Source organism: Raineya orbicola, assembly GCF_002843425.1.
In the GTDB taxonomy this organism is placed as follows: domain Bacteria; phylum Bacteroidota; class Bacteroidia; order Cytophagales; family Thermonemataceae; genus Raineya; species Raineya orbicola.
Window position 1 is genome coordinate 1 of sequence record NZ_NKXO01000044.1, and the last position, 22,799, is coordinate 22,799.

A 22,799-nucleotide genomic window follows, 5' to 3' on the forward strand; every position below is an offset into this window, starting at 1 on the left:
TCAGGAATATCTAATCTCCCCTCCTTTCCAAGGAGGGGATTAAGGGGTGGTTTTATCAAGTACAAAAAGATTATTTTTGATTCTAAAGCATAAATTTGGAAAACCTTTTTAATCCTAAACAACTTCATTACCTTGTAGTTTGACATTACAGCAAAATACATTCAATTATGAATGAAAACTTACTTTGGAGTGCTACTCAATATTCAAGACTTATCAATCAGGTTTTAGACAACCTACAAGATGCTTTTTGTGTGATAAGCCAAGAAGGAAATATCTTGAAGTATAATCAGACTTTCAAGAATTTCTTTGCAAAAGAGACTAATTTAACAAATATTCATAGTATTTCTCAATTCCTTTCAGATAATCTTTATGAAGCCTTCAAGCTATGTTTAGAAAGCTCTCAAACTCAAAATGGAGAGTATTTCTGTACAAAATCTCAAAAATGGCTTGAATATACTCTCTATCCCTTTGAACTGGGAATAGTGATTTTGATGAAAGATATTACCGAACGGAAATTGCAAAGCGATAAAATCAAGCAATCCGAGTTTTTTCTAAAAGCTATTCTGGATAGTACTTCGGATAGCAATTTTCTATTAGACAGGCAAGGTAACATTTTGTGTTTCAACAAAGCCGCCGCCGAAAATATAGCTAGGCACTACGGCAAAGAAATAAAAGTAGGACAAAATATGCTTGCAGAATACAGCCTGCCTAATACAAGTGAAGCCCTCAAACAAAACTTCATCAGTGCCTTGCAAGGACAAATGGCTGAAACAGAACGCCTGCTTTCCTTTCCTAATGGTGAGCAAGTGTGGGTGCATTTACGCGTGTTTCCTGTGTTCAATGAAAATAACGAAGTATGGGCAATTGCACTTAATTACACTAATATTCACGAAATCAAAATTCAATACGAAAAACTCGCTGAAATTGCCCGCTTGCAATCGCATTATATCAGGCGACCTTTATCCTCTATTTTAGGGCTGATAAATATTCTGAACACGGACGGAATATCAACTGATAATCAAGAAATTATAGAAAGATTAAAAGAATCTGCGGAAGAGTTGGATAAGATTATTCACGAAATCGTTTACAAGACTTACTGATTCTCACGTAAATTTTTCAACAACTCTCTCAATAGCAGGCAAATATGACTTTCCAAACAAATTCAGATGCACTAACAAAGGGTACAAATTGTAAATAACTACTCTATCTGCAAATCCCTTTTCCAAAGGAAAAACATCTTCATATGCTTCATAAAATTTGTTTTCAAAGTTTCCAAAAAGCCTCGTAAAAGCAATTTCAGCCTCTCGTAAGCCATAATATACGGCAGGGTCTATGAGTACGGCGTAACCTTTGTTATGTGTAATAATGTTTCCGCTCCACAAATCGCCGTGCAAAAGAGCAGGTTTTTCGTCAGGGAGTAAATTTGGCAATTTTTCATAAAGCCTTTCCAACTTTTCCAAAAAAGATTTTTCCACAAATCCATTGTAAAAAGCCAATCCCGCTTGTATTTTAAGTCTTTTTTCTATGAAAAAATTTATACCATTTGCCGTAGGTGTATTGGTTTGTCGCAAAGCTCCTATGTAGTTATCATACTCTAAACCAAAAAAATCATTGGTATTTTGGTGCAGATGAGCCAAATTTTTTCCTAAATCTTGCCAAAAAGTTTTATTCGGATAGCCCTCTAAATACTCCAAAAGCAAATAATTTTTGCCTTTTTGCCTACCCGAAGCCACTACCGCAGGCGTAGGCATACCCATTGAATTCAATTTTTGCAAACCTTTGATTTCTATTTCAAAAGTATCTTCGGGAGCGTTTTCATTCCATTTGATAAAGAAAGTTCCTGAACTAGTGGCTACTTTTGCCGCATTATTGATACAACCACCCGAAACCGCCTGAAAATGCTCAATTTCAGGACTTTTGCCAAAACTTTCTAAAAAAACTGCCTCTAAAAAATCATTCGGTTCAAAGCCAAACATATTTTTACAAATGTTAAGTACTTATGGCTAAAATCTTTAAATCAGCAAAAAAGTTTTGATTTTTTATAAAATTGAAGCAAAAAACCTATATTGCTCGGCAAATTTCTAAACATTTTCGTACAATGTGTGGTATTACAGGAGTTTTGGCTTTCAATGAAATTGGGCGTTTTTCAATGATTAACTTGCAAAATGCTACCGATGCTCTTACACAAAGAGGTCCTGATTGGGGCGATACATTTATTTCGTTTTGGGCAGGGTTAGGGCATCGTAGGCTTTCTGTCATTGATACTTCCGAAGCTGGCAATCAACCCATTTCAGACCACACAGGTAGATATACTATCGTTTTCAATGGTGAAATTTACAATTATCAAAAACTTCGTCAGCAACTTGCTGAAAAAGGAGTTTCTTTTCGCACCCATAGCGATACCGAAGTACTTTTATATGCCTACATCACTTGGGGAACTTACGCTTTGGAACTTCTGCACGGCTTTTTTGCTTTTGCCATTTACGATAAAGAAGAAAATTCGCTTTTCCTCGCACGCGACCGCTACGGCGTAAAACCTTTGCTCTACTACCTTGATGAAGACCGCTTTCTTTTCGCCTCTGAAATGAAATCTATCATTCAGTATGGCATAGAAAAAAAAATCAACCTGATTGCTTTAAGACATTATTTACATCTGAATTACATTCCCGCCCCACATACTATTTTTGAAAATATCTACAAACTTCTGCCTGCTCATTACGCAAAAATCCTAAATGGACAAATTCAGACGGAATGTTATTATCAAATACCCAAGCATTACGCCGAACACCCTTCGCAACTTTCATACGAGGAGCAACAAAATCGCCTGAAAGAGCTATTAGTAGCTTCAATTCGCAAACGCCTTGTAGCTGATGTACCTGTGGGTGCATTTTTGAGCGGAGGCATAGATTCTTCGGTAGCCGTGGCACTTGCTTCGCAAGAAGTTGAAAATCTGCAAACTTTTTCTATTGGCTACTACGATAACAAATTTTTTGACGAAACGCATTACGCCGAAATAGTCGCCAAACATTTTCAAACCAAACACACTACTTTCAAACTTTCCAACAAAGATTTACTGGATAACTTGGAAAGTATGCTCAATTATCTTGATGAGCCTTTTGCCGATTCTTCGGCTTTGCCCGTGTTTATTTTGAGCAAATTTGTAAAGAAATTCGTAAAAGTAGCCATTTCGGGTGATGGAGCAGATGAAATGTGGGGCGGATACAACAAACATTTCGCTGAATACCAAATTCGCAAGGGAGGCATTTTGGCTCATTGGGTAAAAATACTTTTACCTCTTTGGAAAAACTTGCCTCAATCAAGAAATAACTTTTGGAGCAACAAATTCAGGCAACTGGCTCGTTTTGCCGAAGGAGCAAATCTTTCACCCCAAGAACGCTATTGGCTTTGGGCAGGTTTTTGTAAAAATAATGAAGTAGAACAACTTCTGCACCCCCATTTACGCTCACAAGCACAAACAGAATATCAAAAAGATAAAGGACAAATTTTACAGCACCTGCAAAAAAAAGATATGGAAGGTCTGAATGAGGTTTTTTACACCGATATGCAACTTGTGTTACCCAACGATATGCTCGTGAAAGTGGATTTGATGTCAATGGCAAATGGTTTAGAAGTACGAGAACCCTTTTTAGACCACGAACTGGTGAATTTTGTTTTTTCTTTGCCTGTAAGCTCAAAAGTAGGTAAGGATATTCGTAAAAAGCTACTACAAGATACTTTCAGGGAAATTCTACCTGCTGAAATTTACAAACGCCCCAAACACGGCTTTGAAGTGCCTTTGCTGGATTGGCTTCGCACCGATTTGCGTTCTCTGATTGAAAACGAGCTTTTACAGGATAGGTTTGTAGAAGAACAAGGAATTTTTGATATAGAGGAAGTAAAAAAATTAAAAAATAAGCTTTTCTCTAAAAATCCACAAGATAGCCACGCCCGCATTTGGGGACTTTTGGTATTTCAGCATTGGTGGAAAAGGTTTTGTTAGGAAATAAAATTGAGCTACTTCTTCAGCCATTCACAAGCCTCTTTACTTTCGTTGAATATACCCAAAAAACGCTTGTAGAATTGAATTTGCTTGGAAAGTTTGAGGCACAAATTATCCAAAGATACTTTTTGAACAATATTGGTACTGATAAGAAAAGCAACTTTGCGTAAGCCCAACTGAATAGCCACAGGCAACCAATGGCATACAATCCAATCGTTAGAACTTACCCAAGAGGTCTGACAGCAAGAAACATCTACCAGCAAGTTTCCTGTTTTTTGCAAACGCATAAAGCTCAAAACCTCATTCAAGCCATTGCGAATTTGTTCAGGTAAAACTTTCTCTTTCCAAATAATTTTGGTACAATCCTCTTCTAATTCTACCTTATAACCTTCATTTTCATAGTGTCTCACTTGCTCCAACATAAAAACATAATTTTATACAATAACTACAAAGTCAAGAAATTGTTGTGTTTTTTTTAATAAAATGTAAGTTTTTTTTATTTTTTGATAAGTTATTAGTATTTTCTGAAATAAGAACTTTTTAGCTCTTGCTGGGGCTTTTCTTTAGAAAAAAACCTTCGCAATTTCCAAGTAGGCACGCTAATATGTCCCTTGATGAGAAAAATTTTATCTGCCCCTTGCGTTTTGCCCCAAGCAGAAATATTATCCAAATAGTCGGTAGTAGGACGAAGCCAAGATAACTGCAAACCTACTCCATAGCCATTTTTTAGTAAGAAAACTCCTCCAATACTCGTAGGTAAGATAGCCGTAATATTTCCATAAATCTCCCCCACAGCACGTGTAGTAAGCAAATTTTGTAACCTCTCTCCATTTTCATTTTTAGGCATATAACGCATCAATCCTAAACCTTGCGAAAAATAGGCTATCCAGCGTTTTTTGCGAATGAAATTATACTGCAAATCTATTTGAAAAGTAAAAATATTTGCACGGAAAAATAGATTAGGGCGGCTGTTTTCATCAAATTCATACGCATAATTTTGCCCACGTACCGAACCTATACCAATGTTTAAGTGGGCATTCCAACGCTTTTTTTTGGCAAATTTTACTCCTAAATGCAAAGCAGAACTAAATGACTCGTATCTCTGAGCCAAATCACCTTTATAGGCATTACCACTCACCCCTATTTCCCAGAGTTGCGTAAGGCGATACTTCTGAAAGGTATCTATGGGTGCTACTTGCAAGCTATCCTGAGCATAAACAAAATTTATGAACGTAAAGCAAAATATCAAAAACCTTTTCATAGAACATTTATTGCCAAGTAAAATTAGAGATTTTTCTTATTTTTTCAAAACTTTTCAAAAACTTAAAAACCAAAACTTTATACAAATAGAAACTCTTTTTACCTAAAAATACACGAGTAAGTTTTAGATTTTTTTCAAAATTTTATTGCAGTATTGAAGTTTTTTTAGCTACTTTAAGGTGAAAAATAAAAGAACACTAAAATATTATGGAAGGAATTAGCTTTATTATAGATTCAAGAGGCAGAAAAATTGCGGCACAAATAGATATTATCAAACATTCGGATATTTGGGAAGAGTTCTATTCGCAATGGTATCTGAATAAATGGTGGAAAAATTTAGAAAAGGCTTGGCAAATAGCTTTCAAAGAGGCTATCCGTATGGATATTGATGATGAGCCTACTTTGGAACAACTCAAAGAAATCTCAGAACTTAAGTTCTTTGTCTGCAAAGACTATCGCATTGATAGCCTTGAACCTTTGGAAGCTCTACCCCATTTAGAAACTCTTGTAATTGCCGAAACAGAAGTTTCAGATTTAGAGCTTGTGAAGCAATTTGAAAACCTTACACATCTGGATTTGATGAAAACCCCAGTACGCAGTTTAGAGCCTTTGCGTTATATGCGTAGATTAGAAGAAATCTATTTTCACGATACTTCTGTGAATTCATTAGAGCCTCTTTCTCATCTTTTCGGACTGCATACACTTGCTTTCGGTAAAACCAAAGTCAAAGACCTTACGCCTTTACAAAACTTACGTCGTATGGAGAAAATTTTTGCCGCCGAGTGTCTGGTAGAAGACCTCTCTCCTATTGCAGGGCTTGAAAAAATGCAGTACCTCAATCTACAAAAAACTCGCATCAAATCTATTGAGCCTCTGAAAAAATTTAGATATTTAGAAGAGCTCTACATTCAACATACAGCAGTAGAAAGCATTGAGCCTTTACGTGCTATGTATCGTTTAGAAAGTTTAGGTATTAGCCATACCAAAGTCAAGAGTCTTGAGCCCATTATGCCCCTGCGAGCTTTGCGTAATTTATACTGCTATAATACGCAAATACCCCAAGAGGAAATCGATGAGTTCAAAAAGACACACCCTAAATGCAAAGTAGTGCAAGAGGATTTTTGATGATTGATTTACTAAAATAGGCTTGGCGAAAAAGTTTTACCTCCGTTACTTTGCCAGCAATCTGCCAACTACCAAAACTACAAACAGATGAGCCCATACAGCCTCTATAACAGCAATTCGGTTTATTAAAATACTTGTGTTTTCATAAAGCGGGTTAAAGTTTCCAAGCACACTCACGCTATACGCAATGGACTCCATATAGCTACTCAAATTAAGTTGATGATGAAAGCCCATAGCAGTGGGATTAAAGATGCAGATTATATCATAAATTCCTCCAAATGCCCAAGCTATCATAAAATAAATACAAGCCGAACCCCACAATCTTTCTATAACAGACATTCCCTCTCTAAAAATTTCTAATGTAGCAAAATAAATAATAATTGTTGTTCCTGTGGAATAGCAAATATGAACAGCAAGAATGTAGTACTTTTTACCGCTCAATTCCAAATCAAAGAAAGGATTTTCACTGATACTTGCCACTATAAATGCTATTGTAAAGCAGGTAATAATTAAATTTAGTAGCAAGCGATTGCTTGTAAAAAACGAAAAAAGATAGTAAATAAAAACAATATAAAGTGTAGTGATAAGTAAGAAAAGTATATCTGTGGTAAAAGAGGCAAATTTCTGACCCACACCTATTTCTATCAAAAAGCCTTTTGTGAGCAAAATATTCAAAAAAGCCAAAACCTGCACCCATACAGCCTTTTGAAAAGCTATTAAGCGAGTTGCAGGTTTTGAAATTAGAGCATTCATTTTCTAGCATCTAATCATATCCACTCCTTTTCTATGAGTTCATCAACTTTTGCAGGAGTAAGATTTTCATAATATTTGTAAATACCATCTTCGGATTTGAGCTTTACCTGTAAGCAAGGAGCTCCACCACAAGCGGCAAGGCACTCAACCGCCTTAATAGTAAATCTACCATCAGCAGTAGTTTCATTCAAACCTATGCCCAAGCGTTTTTGCAGATGTTCAAAAATCTCTTCGGCTCCGCAAATCATACAAGGACCCGTACGGCAAACTTCCAAAACATATTTGCCCACAGGTTGCAAATGAAACATCGTGTAAAAAGTAGCCACTTCATACACCTCTATCGGCTGAATTTGCAGAATTTCAGCAACGTAATCCATTACATTTACACTAATCCAGCCAAATTCGGTTTGGGCAATGTGCAAAATAGGCAATATAGCCGATTTTTGCCTGCCTTCGGGGTAGCGTTTGATAATCTCTTGAATTTGCTTCATTCGTTCCTCAGAAAAACGAGGATTTTGATGATAACTTCTATCGGTATTGAATGTAGGATGTCCCATAGTTGAGTATTGAGTATTAAGTATTGAGTTGTTTTACACCAGCATTCGCATAGGCTCTTCTAAATTGGCTTTAAGCGTTTTCAGAAACTCTGCTCCTGTTGCTCCATCTACTACACGGTGGTCGCACGTGAGCGTAACTTTCATAATATTGGCAATTTTCATTTCGCCTTTTTCTACAATCACGGTTTCTTTGATACCTCCAACTGCCAAAATACAAGCATCAGGCGGATTGATAATCGCCGTAAATTCATCAATATTGTACATTCCTAAATTGCTGATAGTGAAAGTACTACCTTCCCAATCTTTGGGTTGCAATTTTTTATCTTTGGCTTTTTGGCTAAATTCTTTCACTTCCGAAGCAATCTGCGAAAGCGACTTCATATCAGCATTACGCACCACAGGCACAAGCAAGCCATCTTCTACTGCCATTGCCACACCAATATTTACGTGATAATTCACGCGGATTTTATCTCCCAACCAAGAGGAATTTACTTTGGGATGCTGTTTGAGAGCCATTGCCGTAGCCTTAATAACTATATCATTAAAGGAAATTTTCACAGGCGAAAGTTCATTCAGGCGGCTACGCATTTGCATCACATTATCCATCTTGATTTCCACCGTCAGATAAAATTCAGGAGCAGAAAACTTACTTTCTGAAAGACGGCGAGCAATGGTCTTACGCATTTGCGTAACATTGATTTCTTCGTAATTTTCAAAGCCACCGCCACTTGTAGTGCTAACGCTTTTAACTTCCTGCGTAGTGCTTTGCGTAACGACTTGTGTCGGCTGTTGAGGTTGCAGAAAAGGTTTGTAATTTTCTACATCTGCTTTGGTAATTCTACCTCCATCACCTGTACCTTTGATTTGAGCTAAATCATAACCTAACTCTCTTGCCATTTTACGAGCCAGTGGCGAAGCTTTTATTCTGCCGTTGCTATCAGTATTTTGGCTAAAGGCTTCAGAATTAGCGTTTGGGGCAGTACTTGTAGGAGTAGTGGTAATATTTTGAGCCGAAGGCAGTGAAGTTCCCCCTTGTGCCGCTTGCAGAAGGGTTTTCCAATCGGCATCGGGTTCGCCAATGATGTAAAGAATTTCATCAACGGCAATTTTGCCCCCCTCTTGCACACCCAGATACAAAATGGTTCCCTTTTCATACGACTCCAACTCCATAACTGCCTTATCCGTTTCAATTTCGGCAAGTAAATCTCCTGATTTCACATAATCTCCAACTTTTTTATGCCATTTCACAACGACGCCTTCGGTCATTGTATCGCTCATCTTGGGCATTCGCTCCACTTTGGCACGGATATTAGAAACATCAACCGAAACAGCCGTTGGGGAAGAGATTTTATTAGCACTACTTTCTGTTTTTTCTACTGACGTAGCAGGAGTTTCAACAGGTTTAGCAGAACCCTGCAAAAGGTGCTGATAATCCTCGCCTGGTTTTCCTACGATGTACAAAATACCATCAACAGGCACAGGCTTACCCACTTCTGCACCAATGTACAAGATAGTTCCACTTTCGTAAGCCTCTAAATCCATTGTGGCTTTGTCTGTTTCAACTTCTGCAATAATATCCCCCGATTTGATTGTATCTCCAACCTTTTTATGCCATACCGCCACAACGCCTTCGGTCATTGTGTCGCTCATCTTGGGCATTAAAACAACTTGTGCCATAACGTAAAAAATTTGTTTTTGCGTTTTAGTAAATTTGCTTTTGGCAAGCAATATAAAGAATGTTTTGCTTGAAACAAAAATTTTTCGCTTACAAAAACTATTTCACAATTACCTCAAAAGGCAAACGAGCCTGCACACCTTGCCAATTTCGGATTTTTTCTAATAATTTCCAATTTTCATAAAGCTCATTTCCTAATTTTTCTTTCAAGAAGGCTTCTTCTTTGCTTTTTTTGGTGAGCTTTTGCCAAAAATCTTGCTGTATGGGGTAGTATTTTACCTGATAATCGCTTTCTACTTTGGCTTTCCTTGCTGCAATAGCAATGGCATCATCTAAACTGCCAAAAACATCAACCAAGCCTTTTTCTTTGGCTTGTGAGCCAGCCCATACCCTACCCGAAGCGACTTTTTTGAGGTCATCAAGATTCATTTTTCTACCTTGGGCGGCTTTGGCAGTAAAAGTTTCGTAAATTCTTTCTACACTTTCTTGAATAATTTTTCGTTCTTGCAGAGAAAGCGAACGAACAGGATTACCAATATCGGCAAGAGGCGAAGTAGAAACACGGTCGGTAGTTACGCCTATTTTGTTTTTGAGCAGATTTTCGGCATTGAAAAGCAAACCAAATACACCAATAGAGCCTGTAATGGTATTTTTTTGTGCCACAATTGTATCACAAGCCATAGCCATATAATAGCCCCCCGAAGCGGCTACATCAGACATTGAAGCTATCACAGGTTTTTCTTTTTTTGTAAGCATAATTTCTCGCCACATTACATCAGATGCCAAAGCACTGCCCCCTGGTGAATTGATACGCAAAACAATCGCTTTTACTTTTTCATCTTTACGCAGTTTTCGCAATTCTTTTACAATCGTTGCCGAGCCAATATTATCATCTCCACTTTCGCCGCTATTGATTTCCCCTTGTGCAAAAAGCACAGCAATTTTGTTTTTAGAATACTTACTTTCAATGGTTTTGAAATACTTGCTCGGCGAAACAAACTTAATGTTATCTTTTTTATCTACTTTGAGTTCTTTGCGTAAAAGTTCCAAAATTTCATCTTCATAAGCCACATTCGTAACCAAACCCAGGTTTTGAGCATCTTCGGCTTTCCGCACAAGCATAGAGTCCGCAATGCGGCGTAGTTGTGTTTTTTCTATTTTGCGAGAAACTGAAATATCTTCCAAAAAAACATCATAAATAGCTTCCAAATATTCTTTGGTTTGCAGGCGGTTAGCTTCGCTCATTTTATCTAAAATAAAAGGCTCCACAGCACTTTTGAACTCCCCTACCCTGAATACTTCAGGCTTGACCTCCAATTTTTCCAAAACCCCTTTAATAAACGGAATTTCAGTGTAAATACCATTAAATTCTAAAATACCCGCAGGGTTCAAGTAGATTTTATCTGCTACCGATGCCAAATAATATGCCCCTTCGCTATACGTTTCTGCGTAGGCGTAAATGAACTTGTTAGATTTTTTGAACTCCACAAGAGCATCGCGAATTTCTTTCAAAGAAGCATAGCGAGCCTGCACCCCTTGCGTATTGATGTAAATTCCTTTGATTTTTTTATCATTTTTAGCATTTTTAATGCTTTGCACTATTTCTAAAAGACCTATTTTAGAGCTGGAATTATCCAAAGGAACACCTAAATCATCAAAAGGGTTTTCCTGTCCCCTTTCAGCAATTGGTGCAGAAAGATTTAGATACAAGACGCTATTTTCTTCTACCTTTACTTTTTCTTCCCCCCCAAATGCCGAAATAAAGCCCAACAAGATAAAAATAGCTATAATATTAAAAAGTACCAACCCAACAATGGTGGCAAAAACAAACTTAAAAAATTGTTTCATAAACCTTTTATTTTTGAAATTGCAAAATTTTGAATTTTTATCTTTTTTCAAAACGTTTGAAAGATTTTTTTGTTTTGCGTAGGCATAAAAAAAGAGAGATAGAGAAACCCTACCTCGCTTTTGGCAAAACTATTCTTCTACGTTAATTTTTTGAACAAAAGAAAATAAAGTTTGAGAGCTAAATGCTTGTGTTCAATTTCTGTTTAACAAACAATTATTTTCTACCCAATGATTTCTGTTTCAAAACTAATAAAACAACTTCAATTGCTCTACCCCCCTAAAAGGGGATTTTTAATTTTTTTTATTTTTTCTTGCTTTGTATATGAAAAATCAATTATTTTTATGTTCAAAGCATCATCAAATAAACTTTTCTACTTCGTTATGCCCGTAAAAATTATTATTGCCGACGACCACCAAATGTTTATTGATGGCGTAAAACTTATACTAAACCAAGAAAACAACATAGAAATTATTGGTGAAGCAAATAATGGGCAAAAGCTCTTGCATCTTCTCCAGCTCCAAAAACCTGATGTATTACTTTTAGATGTGAATATGCCCAAAATGGACGGCGTAGAAGTAATGCGAGTCATAAAAAACTACTTCTCTGACCTGAAAGTGATTATCATTTCCACTTATCTGGATTATGAACTCATTACAAATCTTAAAAAATTAGGTATCAGAGGATATTTGAGTAAAACTGCTACTTCCGAAGAACTTAAACAAGCCATTCTTGATGTATTTGAAGGAAATGAACATTTTTCTGCACAAGTACAAAAAGCTCTGAAAGAGCATTACGAAGATAGCAACAAATACGATAACTTTGTTCAAAAGTTCAAAATATCCAGCCGAGAAGCTGAAATCCTGCGTCTTATCATCAAAGGACATACCAACGAAGAAATAGCCGATATGATTCATTTGAGCAAAAACACCGTAGATGGCTATCGAAAAGGATTGCTCAAAAAATTAAACGTACGCAATACTGCTGAACTTGTAAAACTTGCTTATGAAAATAATTTTGTGTAAAGTAAGCCTGACTTCCCTTTTATTTTTCTCTTATTTTTTTCTTTATGCCCAAAAGAAAACCACCGAATATTATCAAAAGAAAGTAGATAGCCTCAAAATAGCTTTGCAAAATGCAAAAGCTCAAAAAAAGCCATTGGCTCGGTATTATATGCTTCTTACGGATTGCTATTTAGATTTGTTCAAGATAGATTCCTCGTTTTATTATGCTACCGAAGGTATTGAAATTGCTAAAAAAGAAAAAGACGACGCCGCCGAGTGCCGTATATGGGGGCTAATGGCTTCTATCACTTATTTTACAGGTGATTTTGAAAATGGTATCGCCTGGGCAAAAAAATCATTAGAAATCGCCCAACAGGCAGGTTTAGACTCAATGTTAGTTACCCGACTGAACATTGTAGGACTTTTTTACATAGAAACAGGTAGAAACCGAGAAGCTCTACAATATTACGAAAAAGCCCTACAAGTATTTGAAAACCTCCCTGAAAGCAAAAAATCCGATTATGTGAAGGGAGATATGTACCGCATTTATGCCAATTATGCAGAAGCTCACGAAAATTTAGGCGAGTATGAAAAAGCCATTCCTTTACACGAAAAATCTTATGAAGAGGCAAAAAAATTACAAGCCTACCGAGCTATGGCAATTGCCCGCAATCATCTTGCCGAATGCCACCAAATGCTAAAAAATTACACTTTGCCTCCTAAGTACCTACAAGAAGCCATTGAACTAAGCAAGCAAGCCCAAGATTTGGATATGCTCAATCAGTCGGTTTTGGGTATGAGTGGTTTTTATACCAAACAAAAGAATTTCAGCGAAGCCGAAAAGTATTTAGCCCAAAGCCGAAAAATCATTACCGAAGATAGCAGTCGGGTTTCTATCAAATCCAAACGTAATCACTATCAGCAGGCACTTGCTTTAAGCAAAGAAAAAGGCGACTTTCAGCAAGCTACACGTTACGTAGAAAAACTACGTGAAATTGATAAAATTATTTATCAGCAGCGAAGTTCTTATGCCCTTGATATTGCCAATGTTGAATACAAAACCCTTGAAAAAGAACAAAAAGCTATTCAAGCTGAAAATGAAAAGAAAAAAGCTCAAAATTTTTTACTTGTTACTCTTATCGTGGGTCTTACAGCTATTACGGCACTAAGCATTGGGCTTTTTATAGAAGCTCGCAATAAGCTCCAAAAAGAGCGAGAATTGCAAATTGTGAAAAGCGAGAAAGAAAAAGAAATGCGTCTGAAAGAGCTAAAAGCTCAAGAAGTTGAAAGGGAACGTATTGCCAAAGATTTACACGATGGGTTGGGGGTTACGCTTTCAGTTATTCGTCAGAACATAGAAAGAGCCACTCAAGCTTATGCCAAAGAGTTTTTAATGCAGGCTAATGAACTTGTTTTGGAAGCCTCGCAAGATGTTCGCCGCATTTCACATAATCTGATGCCTCCTACGCTTAAAAAATTTGGTCTGGTTTCTGCTTTGAGCAGTTTTTGTCAGAATATTCAAAACCCACCTGTGATATTTAGTGCTATTGGTTTTGAAAAAAGATTGAATGAAAACGCAGAGATGCTCATTTTCCGTATAGCCCAAGAAGCTATCAATAATGCCATTAAATACGCCCAAGCAACTGAAATCTTTGTACAAATTTATGAAGACGAAGGTACGCTCATACTGCAAATTGAAGATAACGGCAAAGGATTTGATGTCAATGAAGTTAAAAATGGTTTGGGAATGAGCAGTATGCGTTCGCGTGCAGACCTTTTAGGAGCAGAATTAAGTATAGAATCGGAAAAAAATAAAGGAACGGTTGTTTTACTCACTTGGAAAATGCCCGAATAATTTTGCAATAAGTTTAACCTGATTACGTTTTTCCTCAAAAAAATCTTGTAAATATGAGGAAATTTTACTTACTAATTGCATTATTTTCGCTAAATGTTGCCTTTGCCCAAAATAAAATCAACGAAGACTCTCTATTCATTAGGCAAAACTACAACAAGTACGAGTATCAAATTCCTATGCGAGATGGCGTAAAACTCTTTACTGCTGTCTATGTCCCCAAAGATGCTTCCAAAGAAAACAAGTATCCTATCCTGATGCAAAGAACTTGTTATAGTGTTGCTCCTTATGGTACAGATAAGTTCCCTAATCGTTTAGGTCCCAATCGTTTTCTGATGAAAGAAAAATATATTTTTGTGTATCAAGATGTGCGAGGTAGGTATATGAGCGAAGGTACTTGGACGAATATGACACCCCATATTTCTGAAAAAAAGAAAAAAACTGATGTAGATGAAGCCTCCGATACTTATGATACCATTGAGTGGCTTATCAAAAATATCCCTCACAACAATGGCAGAGTAGGACAATGGGGGATTTCGTACCCAGGCTTTTACACTGCCGCAGGTACGCTTTCTGCACACCCCGCCTTGAAAGCCTCCTCTCCGCAAGCTCCCATAGCCGATTTTTGGTTTGATGACTTTCACCACAACGGAGCTTTGACACTCGGTTATTTCTTCGCCTATCCCGTTTTTGGCGTACAAAAAAAAGAAAATACAACCACCGCTTGGTATCAACACCAATCCATAAGACCTAAAACTCCCGATGGGTTTCAGTTTTTTTATGATGAACTCCTTACTTTACCCAATGCCGAAAAATATTACAAAGATAATTTCTTTTGGCAAGAAAATATGAGTCACCCCAATTATGATGAGTTTTGGCAAAAACGGAATCTTTTGCCACATCTAAAAAATATTAAACACGCCGTAATGACCGTAGGAGGTTGGTTTGATGCCGAAGACCTCTACGGACCGCTCAATATTTACAAAACCATTGAGAAAAACTCCAAAAATTACAATACCCTTGTAATGGGACCTTTCGGACACGGAGACTGGGCAAGAGAAAGAGGACAGCATATGCACAATCACATTTATTTCGGTGATAGCATTTCTACCTTCTACCAAAGAGAAATTGAAACTCCTTTTTTCAGACATTTTCTCAAAGAAAAAGCCGATGGCAACACAGGTTTGCCCGAAGCCTATTTGTTTGATACAGGCAAAAAAGAGTGGCAGAAGTTTGAGAAATACCCTGTGCCTACTGCTGAAAAGAAAACTTTGTACTTTCAACCCGATGGCAGACTTTCTTTCAATGTTCCCCAAGTAAAAGACAGCTTTTCTGAATACCTTTCTGACCCGCTCAAACCCGTACCTCATTCCGAAAATTTCAGGCAAATGCTCGGTTTTACCCCTCGCAATTATATGAGCGAAGACCAACGCTTTGCCGCTCGCCGTCCTGATGTCCTAACTTTTCAAACCGAACCTTTAAGCGAAGATATTACTATCTGCGGCGAACTGACCGCTAATTTGTTTGTTGAAACTACCAGCAATGATGCTGATTTTGTCGTAAAGCTCATAGATGTTTATCCTCCTGATGAACCCAACCATAGCACCACGCCCCAAGGGGTGTTTTTAGGCAATTACCACCAATTAGTAAGAGGTGAAATTATGCCTGCTCGCTTCCGCAATAGTTTTGAAAAACCTGAACCCTTGCCAATCAATCAAGTAACACCTATAAAATTTCGCTTGCAAGATTGCTTTCATACTTTCAAAAAAGGACACCGAATAATGATACAAGTGCAAAGCTCTTGGTTTCCGTTATTTGCACTCAATCCACAAAAATTTATGGAAAATCCCTACAAAGCCACCAAAGCAGAACTTACCAAATCTTTTATCAAGGTTTTCCATAATGCTTCTCACCCAAGCGGATTAGAAATTGAAGTTTTAAGAAAATAACCTTTTGCTGACCTCAAGAATGCTAAAAAAGCCCGATACCTATCACAAAAAGCTGGGTATCGGGAGCTTTTTGAGGCGAAAAAAGTGTTGTCAGGTCGTAGCGGGCAAAAAGGCGATAAATTTTGAAAAACACTTCCGCCTGCACCCCTACACGCAAAGGACGCAAATGATAATCCGAGAAACTTTTGATTTTCACTTTTTCACCTGCAAGGTCATCATAACGCAATTTAGTAAAACTGCTCAAACGAATATCGGCATAGCCCCCCACACCCACTCGCCAAAAAGGCTTGAAATTTTTGTAAAACATCAGGGGCAAGCTCAAATGAGCTATGGTTAGTTTGGTTTGCCTGATATTTGTGCCATCAATTGGCAAATAAACCACGCTATCGCGAGTGCGTACGAGGGTTTTGTCCTCTGCGAAAGCTAAATTATTCCAAGTAAATTCAAATCCGAAAGCTATATTACCTTGTATTTTGCGAATTTGATGAGAATACACCAAGCCCACGCTCCAAAAACGACTATTAAAAGTTTCCAAAGGGTAAAAATTGCCTTGCGGAAAGTGCAAACCCACACTTACTCGTGGCAAAATGCTTCGCATATCTACGCTATCTTTTTCGCCAAAGTAAATTTCATAGATTTTTTTACCTTTATCAAAATATTGAATGGTATCTTGGGGAAAGGCTATCTTTACAAAAAACAGAACAAAAAATACTACGTAAAAATATTTTTGAAGCATAAAATCTTATAGTTTTGTGCCAAAGTTAAGAAAATGCAATCAGCACAACAAAAACCCATCGGGATTTTTGATAGTGGCATTGGGGGCTTAACCGTAATGCGGGCTGTCAGAAATCTTTTACCCCACGAAGATATTATTTATTTCGGCGATACTGCCCACTTGCCATACGGCGATAAATCTACGGAAGCGATTCAATCTTACTCTATCAAGATAGCTAATTTTTTGCTTTCGCAAGAGTGTAAAGTGATACTCATTGCTTGTAATTCGGCTTCGGCGGCGGCATATAAACTGCTCAAAGAATATGTAGGCAGTAAAGCATCTGTGCTAAACGTCATTGACCCAATGGTAAGCCTTGTTGCCGAAAAATATGCAGGCAAAATAGTAGGTCTGATAGGCACAAAGCAAACGGTTCATTCCAACGTATATGCCAAAAAAATCAATGATTTGCAGTTAGGAATTACGCTCAAATCGCTTGCTACTCCTTTGCTCGTACCTATGATTGAGGAAGGCTACTTACGCAGTCCTATTTTGCAACAAACCATTACCGATTACCTTTCTCGCTCCGAACTTTCAGATATTGAAGCTCTTATTTTAGGTTGCACGCATTATCCACTCATACGCCCTGAAATAGAAGCCTTTTATCAAGGTAAAGTAGCTATTTTAGACTCTTCCGAAGTGGTGGCTCGCAGTCTGCGAGGACTTTTAGAACTTAAAAATATCGCTAATCCGCAACAAAAAACAGGTAAAAGCAGTTTTTTTGTTTCAGATTATACACAATCTTTTGAAAATGCAACTTTTTTGTTTTTTGGCGAAAATGTCCGTTTAGAGCATTATCCTTTGTGGGAGTAATTGGCTTTTTGGGAAAAATTTGGTAGCTTTGTAAAAAGTCAAAATTTATGTACACTTACAGAATAATCTTACAAAAAGAACCCGAAGGAGGTTACACCGTTTTTGTTCCTGCTTTATCTGGTTGTATAACTTACGGCGAAACCATAGATGAAGCCATTGAAATGGCAAAAGAAGCTATTGAAGTTTATATTGAGGAACTTAAAGATAGAGGCGAGCCAATCCCTGACGATAGCAATACTCTTGAATATTCAAGGAACTTTTTTCAGTATTCTTAAACAAGCAGGCATTGAAAGAAAAGAAATAGAGTAACCTAATAACCTTCTCTCCTATCAGCTATGACAAAACATTTATTACTCCAAGCCGCTCGTGGCGAAGCAGTTTCTCGTGTACCTGTGTGGCTAATGCGTCAGGCAGGCAGGGTTCTTACAGAATACCGAGCTGTCAGAGATAAATTCAAAAATTTTGTGGAGTTTGTTAAAAATCCGCAAGCCGCCGCCGAAGTTACCATTCAACCCGTAGATATTTTTGGCGTAGATGCCGCTATTATTTTTTCTGATATTTTGGTTATCCCCGAAGCAATGGGATTGCCCTACGAAATGCAAGAAAAAAAAGGTCCTTTTTTTCCAAAAACCATTCAAAGCGAAGCAGATTTGCAAAATCTACGAATCGCTGACCCCGAAAACGACCTTCAATACGTTTTAGAAGCTATTCGTCTTACCAAACAAGGTTTAAACGATAGAGTTCCACTGATCGGCTTTGCAGGTGCTCCTTTCACTATTTTTTGCTATATGACCGAAGGTGCAGGTTCTAAAACCTTTTCCAAAGCAAAAAAAATGCTCTACACCGCTCCCACTCTCTCTCACAGACTTTTAGAAATGATTACCCAAAGCACTATTGCGTATTTGAAAGCTCAAATCCGTGCTGGTGCCGATTTGGTACAAATTTTTGACTCTTGGGCAGGTATTCTTTCACCAAGTCAGTATAATGAGTTTTCTCTTGCTTATATTCGTAAAATTTGTGAGGCAATTACCGAAGTACCTGTTACGGTATTTGCCAAAGGGGCATTTTTTGCTCGTGCTGAAATGAATAATTTACCTTGTAGCGTAGTAGGTCTGGACTGGAATATGCCCATTGAAGAAAGCCGAAAAGTTATTCCTAATAAAACCTTACAAGGAAATTTAGACCCTTGTGCTTTGTATGGTAGTTTTAGCGAAATTGAAAAAGCTACCAAAGAAATGCTTTTGACTTTTGGTAAAAATCGTTACATTGCCAACCTTGGGCACGGCTTGTACCCTGATATTGAACGAGAAAAAGTAAAATGTTTTGTAGATACCATCAAAAATTTCGTATTTTAGGCACGGAAATTGTGATTTTGCAAGAAAAAACATCAAAAATGAACAAACTCAAAATACTGGTTTTTCTTTTTTTCGCCTGCTTGCAATCCATTTCAGCCCAAGAATTGCAGTTTGAAGTAATTATCAACGATAGGCAGGTAGCTACTTCGCAGGTAGGCGTAAATAACAAAGAAATAGTCCAAACTTTACAGAAAAATATCACTGATTTTTTCAATAACCGCAAATGGACAAACGATGCCTTTGAGCCTAATGAGAAAATCAAAGGCAGATTGCAAATCAATTTGGTGCAAGCTGATTTTGCAAGTGGAATTTTTAAGGCAAATGCACAAATTCAGGCTTTACGCCCTGTGTATAATACCGCCTACGAAACTATCCTTTTCAGCTATGTAGATAGGAATTTTAATTTCAACTTTCTTGCCTCACAACCGCTGGATTTGAACTTTAATGAAAACGTATATTTCAGTAATTTAAGCTCACTTTTAGGTTACTACGCCTACATCATTTTGGCAATGGATTACGATAGTTTTTCAAAAAACGGCGGTAAAGATTATGTAGAAAAAGCCTTTATTGTTGCCAATACTGCCCAAGGTGCAGGTGCCGAAGGCTGGGGACAAGGCGATATTCGCGACCGCTTTTGGCTTGTGGAAAATTTGCAAAGCCAACAAATGCAAGGCATACGCGAAGCCCTCTACAAATATCATCGCAAAGGGTTAGACATTTACCAAGAAAAACGTGGCGAAGCCCGTAAAGCTACTATGGAACTTTTGCAAGAAATGAATAAAGTTGCCCAAGTTCGTCCGAATTCATTGTTTATCAATGTTATTTTTGATGCTAAATTTCAGGAGTTTTACAACATATTCAAAGATGGCTCACGCGAAGAAAAACAAGAAGCCTACACACTTTTGAGCCGTTTAGACCCTGCCCGAGCAAACTTTTACGCAAGATTATTGCAATGAACCTAAATTCTTTAAGCTATGAGCAAAGAAGAAATCTTAAAAGCTATCAATGAACGCCAAAAAAACACAATGTCGGAGTATTTGGGAATAGAATTTACCGACGTAGGCGAAAATTACCTTTGTGCCAAAATGCCTGCAACCGAAAAAACTATTCAACCGATGGGTATTTTACACGGAGGAGCATCGGTAGTGCTTGCTGAAACATTAGGCAGTGTGGCAGCGAATTTTTCGGTAGATAGAGAAAAGTATTACTGCGTAGGGCTGGAAATCAATGCCAATCATATTCGCAGTGTAAAAAAAGGTGAATGGGTGTTCGGAAAAGCCACTGCTTTACATTTAGGCAAAACTACCCAAGTATGGGAAATTCGTTTGCACAACGAAGAAGGAAAAACCACCTGCATCAGCCGCCTGACTATGGCAGTGTTGGAAAGAAAAGGATAACTCTCCTTTTTAAGACTTGCTTTCTTTTCCAAAAAATTAAGCCCTTGTTCATTCAAGGGCTTATTTATTGAAACTTTTCAAAAGCTATCTATCTTTTCAAAACTAACCTTTTTGCAGTTTTCTTGTCGTTACTGATAAGCTCATAAATGTAAATGCCATTGGGTAATGACGCATCAGCTTGCCAAGTGATTTCGTGTTTGCCTACATCAAGGTGAGAAAGGTTTTCGCTATACACTTTTTTACCTGTAAAATCGTAAATATTAAGGAAATGTACGCCTTTTTTCTGAATTTCAAAATGAATTTGAGCTTTATCGCTTACCACAGGGTTAGGATAAACCACCAATCCGTCTAAATTAGTTTCTACTTGCACACCTTTTTCAGAAGGCACAATTGCAATACTGGTAACAATAGAACGAGTAACATCTTTACCTTTCACCTGAATAGCCACACTATACACACCCGCAGGCAAAGTACCTCTTTGTTGAGCAACGAATTGTCCATTTTTCTTGGTAAATTTCAAAGCACTGCTGATTTGGCTATCATCATCAGAGCCATCAGCATTAAGTGTTCTCATCAAAGTACCAGAAACGCTCTCTATTTCAGCACCTTCAAGACTTACAAAGAAGTTCATATCCTCGCCTTCTTCATAAGTGAATTTTTCATTGTTCAAATCGGTGCGAAGTGTAGCTGTAATGTTTCTATCAGTTTCTACAACAGCAAAATAAGGTTTATCAGAATTTAACTCATAAGTAGCCGAAGGGCTATACTGCTCAAAATCGTAAATTTTTACGTTTCTTTCATTAGAGCTATACACGTTATCTATGTTAGCCTCTACATTTCCTTTGGTAGCAATTCTAACAGCAAAACCATTTTCCTGATACACACGAATTCTTACCTTGCTCGCATTGTGAATAGTTACACTTCTTTTGCCTTGGTCTGCACTCAAAAACTCACCACTGCTCTGTACTACTGCAAAAGGATTGTATTTTTCGGTAGCCATTTCGTTGTTATTTACCTCTCTTGTCAAAGAACTGGGCAGTTGAGGCTTGATATGATTCCACATAGGCGTACCTTTGGCAATATCAAAATGATGTACATTACCGCGAGAATCATTACAACCAAAAATAACCGCAGAGTTAGGACGGCGAGTGCTATTGTAATTCACAACGCCATCGTTGCCACACTGAGAGCTACCTCCCCCATTCCAGCTCAAATACACTCCCGAAACCCACAAAGAACCATAGTAATTCCAACTTCCAAAAGTTCTAAAATTTGTATTAGGGCGATTGGGGTGATTATCAGTTTGGCTTCTGAAACTTGCCATATTACCTGTTTGCAAAGATTTAGTTGCATTGTTATTTTGTCCAAAAATAGCTCCAAGCCAAGAAGTCCAACCACTAGAAGCCAAATCGGCAAGAGGTGTTCCCCAATGCGGTGAACCCAAAGTAATTACTCTTTCTACTCTGTTCCAAGCTCCATAATGAACAAGAGCCGCATCACTATCTACCCCACCTTTGCTATGAGCAATTACTACCACTCTATTTACTCCATAGCGAGTACGAATAGTGTTGAGCATATTAGCAAAAAGTTGCCCGTTTGTCCACATATTTTGGTCGGGGTGAACAGAAACGAAAGCCGTACGATAACCATCAGCAAAGGCTTTGCTGTACATATCGTTATCTTGCCACCAAGTGCTGGCACTGCTATTATAGCCGTGAATAAATACAAGCACAGGTTTTGTGCCAGCATTAGCAGGTACTACACCATAATAAATAGTACCCACATCATTACTACCGCCTGTTGAGCCTCCTTGTACCACAAGCATTTCAGAGGGAGCAGGCAACTGAATTTCTTTTTGGGCAAATGCCAAAGTTGAAATTAATAAGCAAACGAAGATTGTGCGAAGTACAAACATATTTGTTTGGTTTGAATTGTTTTTTTGTGTAATTTATACCCCAAAATTGCAAGTATTTTTTCAATTTTCCAAAAAAAATTTTATTTTTTTCTCAAAAAAATCAAAAAATAATGAAATAATGCAAAAATAGCATAAAAATAGTATGCAAGCAAACTTGTAATACGTGTTACAAAATTAAACTAAAATATACAAACTTAAAGTTCAGTTTTCACACCTTCAACAAACAAGACATCGGTGTAAAAGCAAAATTAGGTAATTTGTTGCTCAACACCTAACCAAAGTTTTTCTATAATTGAATAAAGTATTAAAATTAAAAAACTGAGAAATAAGTATTTTACAGAAATATTGCCAAAAAACATAAATAAATATTTGCATATATTAAAAACTTATATTAACTTTCAATATGACCGCCAAGTTATGAATTAGTGGATATTGACGGCGTTTAATTTAACAAAATTAAGAAAGATTTCATCATTAAGAAAATCCTTATTGTTTTTTTGTGAGGTATAAAAAAAATACTTATAGC

General features: G+C 37.4%; 20 protein-coding genes. 11 read left to right on the forward strand and 9 right to left on the reverse strand.

Annotated elements, in window-relative coordinates:
• Positions 1-167: 167 nt before the first annotated feature.
• Positions 168-1,100: a PAS domain S-box protein gene (locus Rain11_RS11760; RefSeq protein ID WP_101359567.1), complete on the forward strand. Its 933-nt coding sequence runs from the start codon at positions 168-170 to the stop codon at positions 1,098-1,100.
• A gap of 3 nt (positions 1,101-1,103) precedes the next feature.
• On the opposite strand, the gene Rain11_RS11765 is transcribed toward Rain11_RS11760, so the two are convergent.
• The gene (locus Rain11_RS11765; protein WP_101359568.1) at positions 1,104-1,976 is read right to left on the reverse strand and encodes a fructosamine kinase family protein; all 873 of its coding nucleotides are present in this window, start codon (positions 1,974-1,976) and stop codon (positions 1,104-1,106) included.
• Between the two features lie 122 nt (positions 1,977-2,098).
• Between Rain11_RS11765 and asnB the strand changes: the two genes are divergently transcribed.
• The gene (gene asnB, locus Rain11_RS11770) at positions 2,099-4,000 is read left to right on the forward strand and encodes an asparagine synthase (glutamine-hydrolyzing) (protein ID WP_101359585.1); all 1,902 of its coding nucleotides are present in this window, start codon (positions 2,099-2,101) and stop codon (positions 3,998-4,000) included.
• Between the two features lie 14 nt (positions 4,001-4,014).
• Here the strand turns inward: asnB and Rain11_RS11775 are convergent, their stop codons facing one another.
• Together Rain11_RS11775 and Rain11_RS11780 are read right to left on the reverse strand one after the other, a co-directional pair.
• Positions 4,015-4,422, reverse strand: coding sequence for a hypothetical protein (locus tag Rain11_RS11775; RefSeq protein ID WP_101359569.1), 408 nt, complete (start codon positions 4,420-4,422; stop codon positions 4,015-4,017).
• 92 nt (positions 4,423-4,514) lie between these two features.
• Positions 4,515-5,261: a hypothetical protein gene (locus Rain11_RS11780; protein ID WP_101359570.1), complete on the reverse strand. Its 747-nt coding sequence runs from the start codon at positions 5,259-5,261 to the stop codon at positions 4,515-4,517.
• Between the two features lie 206 nt (positions 5,262-5,467).
• Between Rain11_RS11780 and Rain11_RS11785 the strand changes: the two genes are divergently transcribed.
• A complete protein-coding gene (locus Rain11_RS11785; protein WP_101359571.1) occupies positions 5,468-6,385 on the forward strand; it encodes a leucine-rich repeat domain-containing protein in 918 nt (305 codons plus the stop codon).
• Positions 6,386-6,430: 45 nt separating this feature from the next.
• On the opposite strand, the gene Rain11_RS11790 is transcribed toward Rain11_RS11785, so the two are convergent.
• The 4 genes from Rain11_RS11790 to sppA all read right to left on the reverse strand — a co-directional run bounded on the left by Rain11_RS11790 (position 6,431) and on the right by sppA (position 11,218).
• Positions 6,431-7,138 carry a hypothetical protein gene (locus tag Rain11_RS11790; RefSeq protein ID WP_101359572.1) on the reverse strand — a complete coding sequence of 236 codons (708 nt, stop codon included), beginning with the start codon at positions 7,136-7,138 and terminating at the stop codon, positions 6,431-6,433.
• A gap of 14 nt (positions 7,139-7,152) precedes the next feature.
• Positions 7,153-7,695 (reverse strand): NADH-quinone oxidoreductase subunit NuoE family protein, encoded by a 543-nt coding sequence (locus tag Rain11_RS11795; protein WP_101359573.1) that lies wholly within the window; start codon positions 7,693-7,695, stop codon positions 7,153-7,155.
• 33 nt (positions 7,696-7,728) lie between these two features.
• Positions 7,729-9,372: a pyruvate dehydrogenase complex dihydrolipoamide acetyltransferase gene (locus tag Rain11_RS11800; protein ID WP_101359586.1), complete on the reverse strand. Its 1,644-nt coding sequence runs from the start codon at positions 9,370-9,372 to the stop codon at positions 7,729-7,731.
• Between the two features lie 97 nt (positions 9,373-9,469).
• Positions 9,470-11,218 carry a signal peptide peptidase SppA gene (gene sppA / locus Rain11_RS11805; protein ID WP_101359574.1) on the reverse strand — a complete coding sequence of 583 codons (1,749 nt, stop codon included), beginning with the start codon at positions 11,216-11,218 and terminating at the stop codon, positions 9,470-9,472.
• Positions 11,219-11,560: 342 nt separating this feature from the next.
• On the opposite strand from sppA, the gene Rain11_RS11810 reads away from it, so the two are divergent.
• Genes Rain11_RS11810 through Rain11_RS11820 form a run of 3 tightly spaced genes read left to right on the forward strand, consistent with a single transcriptional unit; the run spans position 11,561 to position 16,021 of the window.
• Positions 11,561-12,241, forward strand: coding sequence for a response regulator transcription factor (locus Rain11_RS11810; RefSeq protein ID WP_165778133.1), 681 nt, complete (start codon positions 11,561-11,563; stop codon positions 12,239-12,241).
• Positions 12,222-14,075, forward strand: coding sequence for a sensor histidine kinase (locus tag Rain11_RS11815; protein ID WP_101359576.1), 1,854 nt, complete (start codon positions 12,222-12,224; stop codon positions 14,073-14,075). Before Rain11_RS11810 ends, Rain11_RS11815 begins: the two co-directional genes overlap by 20 nt.
• Before the next feature lie 53 nt (positions 14,076-14,128).
• Positions 14,129-16,021, forward strand: coding sequence for a CocE/NonD family hydrolase (locus tag Rain11_RS11820; protein WP_101359577.1), 1,893 nt, complete (start codon positions 14,129-14,131; stop codon positions 16,019-16,021).
• Between the two features lie 22 nt (positions 16,022-16,043).
• On the opposite strand, the gene Rain11_RS11825 is transcribed toward Rain11_RS11820, so the two are convergent.
• Complete coding sequence (locus Rain11_RS11825; protein WP_101359578.1) at positions 16,044-16,757, reverse strand: outer membrane beta-barrel protein; 714 nt, start codon at positions 16,755-16,757, stop codon at positions 16,044-16,046.
• Between the two features lie 33 nt (positions 16,758-16,790).
• Here Rain11_RS11825 and murI point away from each other — a divergent pair, with 33 nt between their 5' ends.
• Genes murI through Rain11_RS11850 form a run of 5 tightly spaced genes read left to right on the forward strand, consistent with a single transcriptional unit; the run spans position 16,791 to position 20,358 of the window.
• Entirely contained in the window at positions 16,791-17,606 is an 816-nt protein-coding gene (gene murI / locus Rain11_RS11830; protein ID WP_101359579.1) for a glutamate racemase, read from the forward strand.
• A 47-nt stretch (positions 17,607-17,653) separates the two neighbouring features.
• A complete protein-coding gene (locus Rain11_RS11835; protein WP_101359580.1) occupies positions 17,654-17,881 on the forward strand; it encodes a type II toxin-antitoxin system HicB family antitoxin in 228 nt (75 codons plus the stop codon).
• Positions 17,882-17,941: 60 nt separating this feature from the next.
• A complete protein-coding gene (gene hemE / locus Rain11_RS11840) occupies positions 17,942-18,961 on the forward strand; it encodes a uroporphyrinogen decarboxylase (RefSeq protein WP_101359581.1) in 1,020 nt (339 codons plus the stop codon).
• Between the two features lie 38 nt (positions 18,962-18,999).
• Positions 19,000-19,917: a type IX secretion system protein PorD gene (porD, locus tag Rain11_RS11845; RefSeq protein ID WP_165778134.1), complete on the forward strand. Its 918-nt coding sequence runs from the start codon at positions 19,000-19,002 to the stop codon at positions 19,915-19,917.
• An 18-nt stretch (positions 19,918-19,935) separates the two neighbouring features.
• Positions 19,936-20,358, forward strand: a complete 423-nt coding sequence (locus tag Rain11_RS11850) for a PaaI family thioesterase (RefSeq protein WP_101359583.1) — start codon at positions 19,936-19,938, stop codon at positions 20,356-20,358.
• 88 nt (positions 20,359-20,446) lie between these two features.
• Here the strand turns inward: Rain11_RS11850 and Rain11_RS11855 are convergent, their stop codons facing one another.
• Positions 20,447-22,273 (reverse strand): T9SS type A sorting domain-containing protein, encoded by a 1,827-nt coding sequence (locus tag Rain11_RS11855; protein ID WP_101359584.1) that lies wholly within the window; start codon positions 22,271-22,273, stop codon positions 20,447-20,449.
• Positions 22,274-22,799 lie beyond the last annotated feature (526 nt).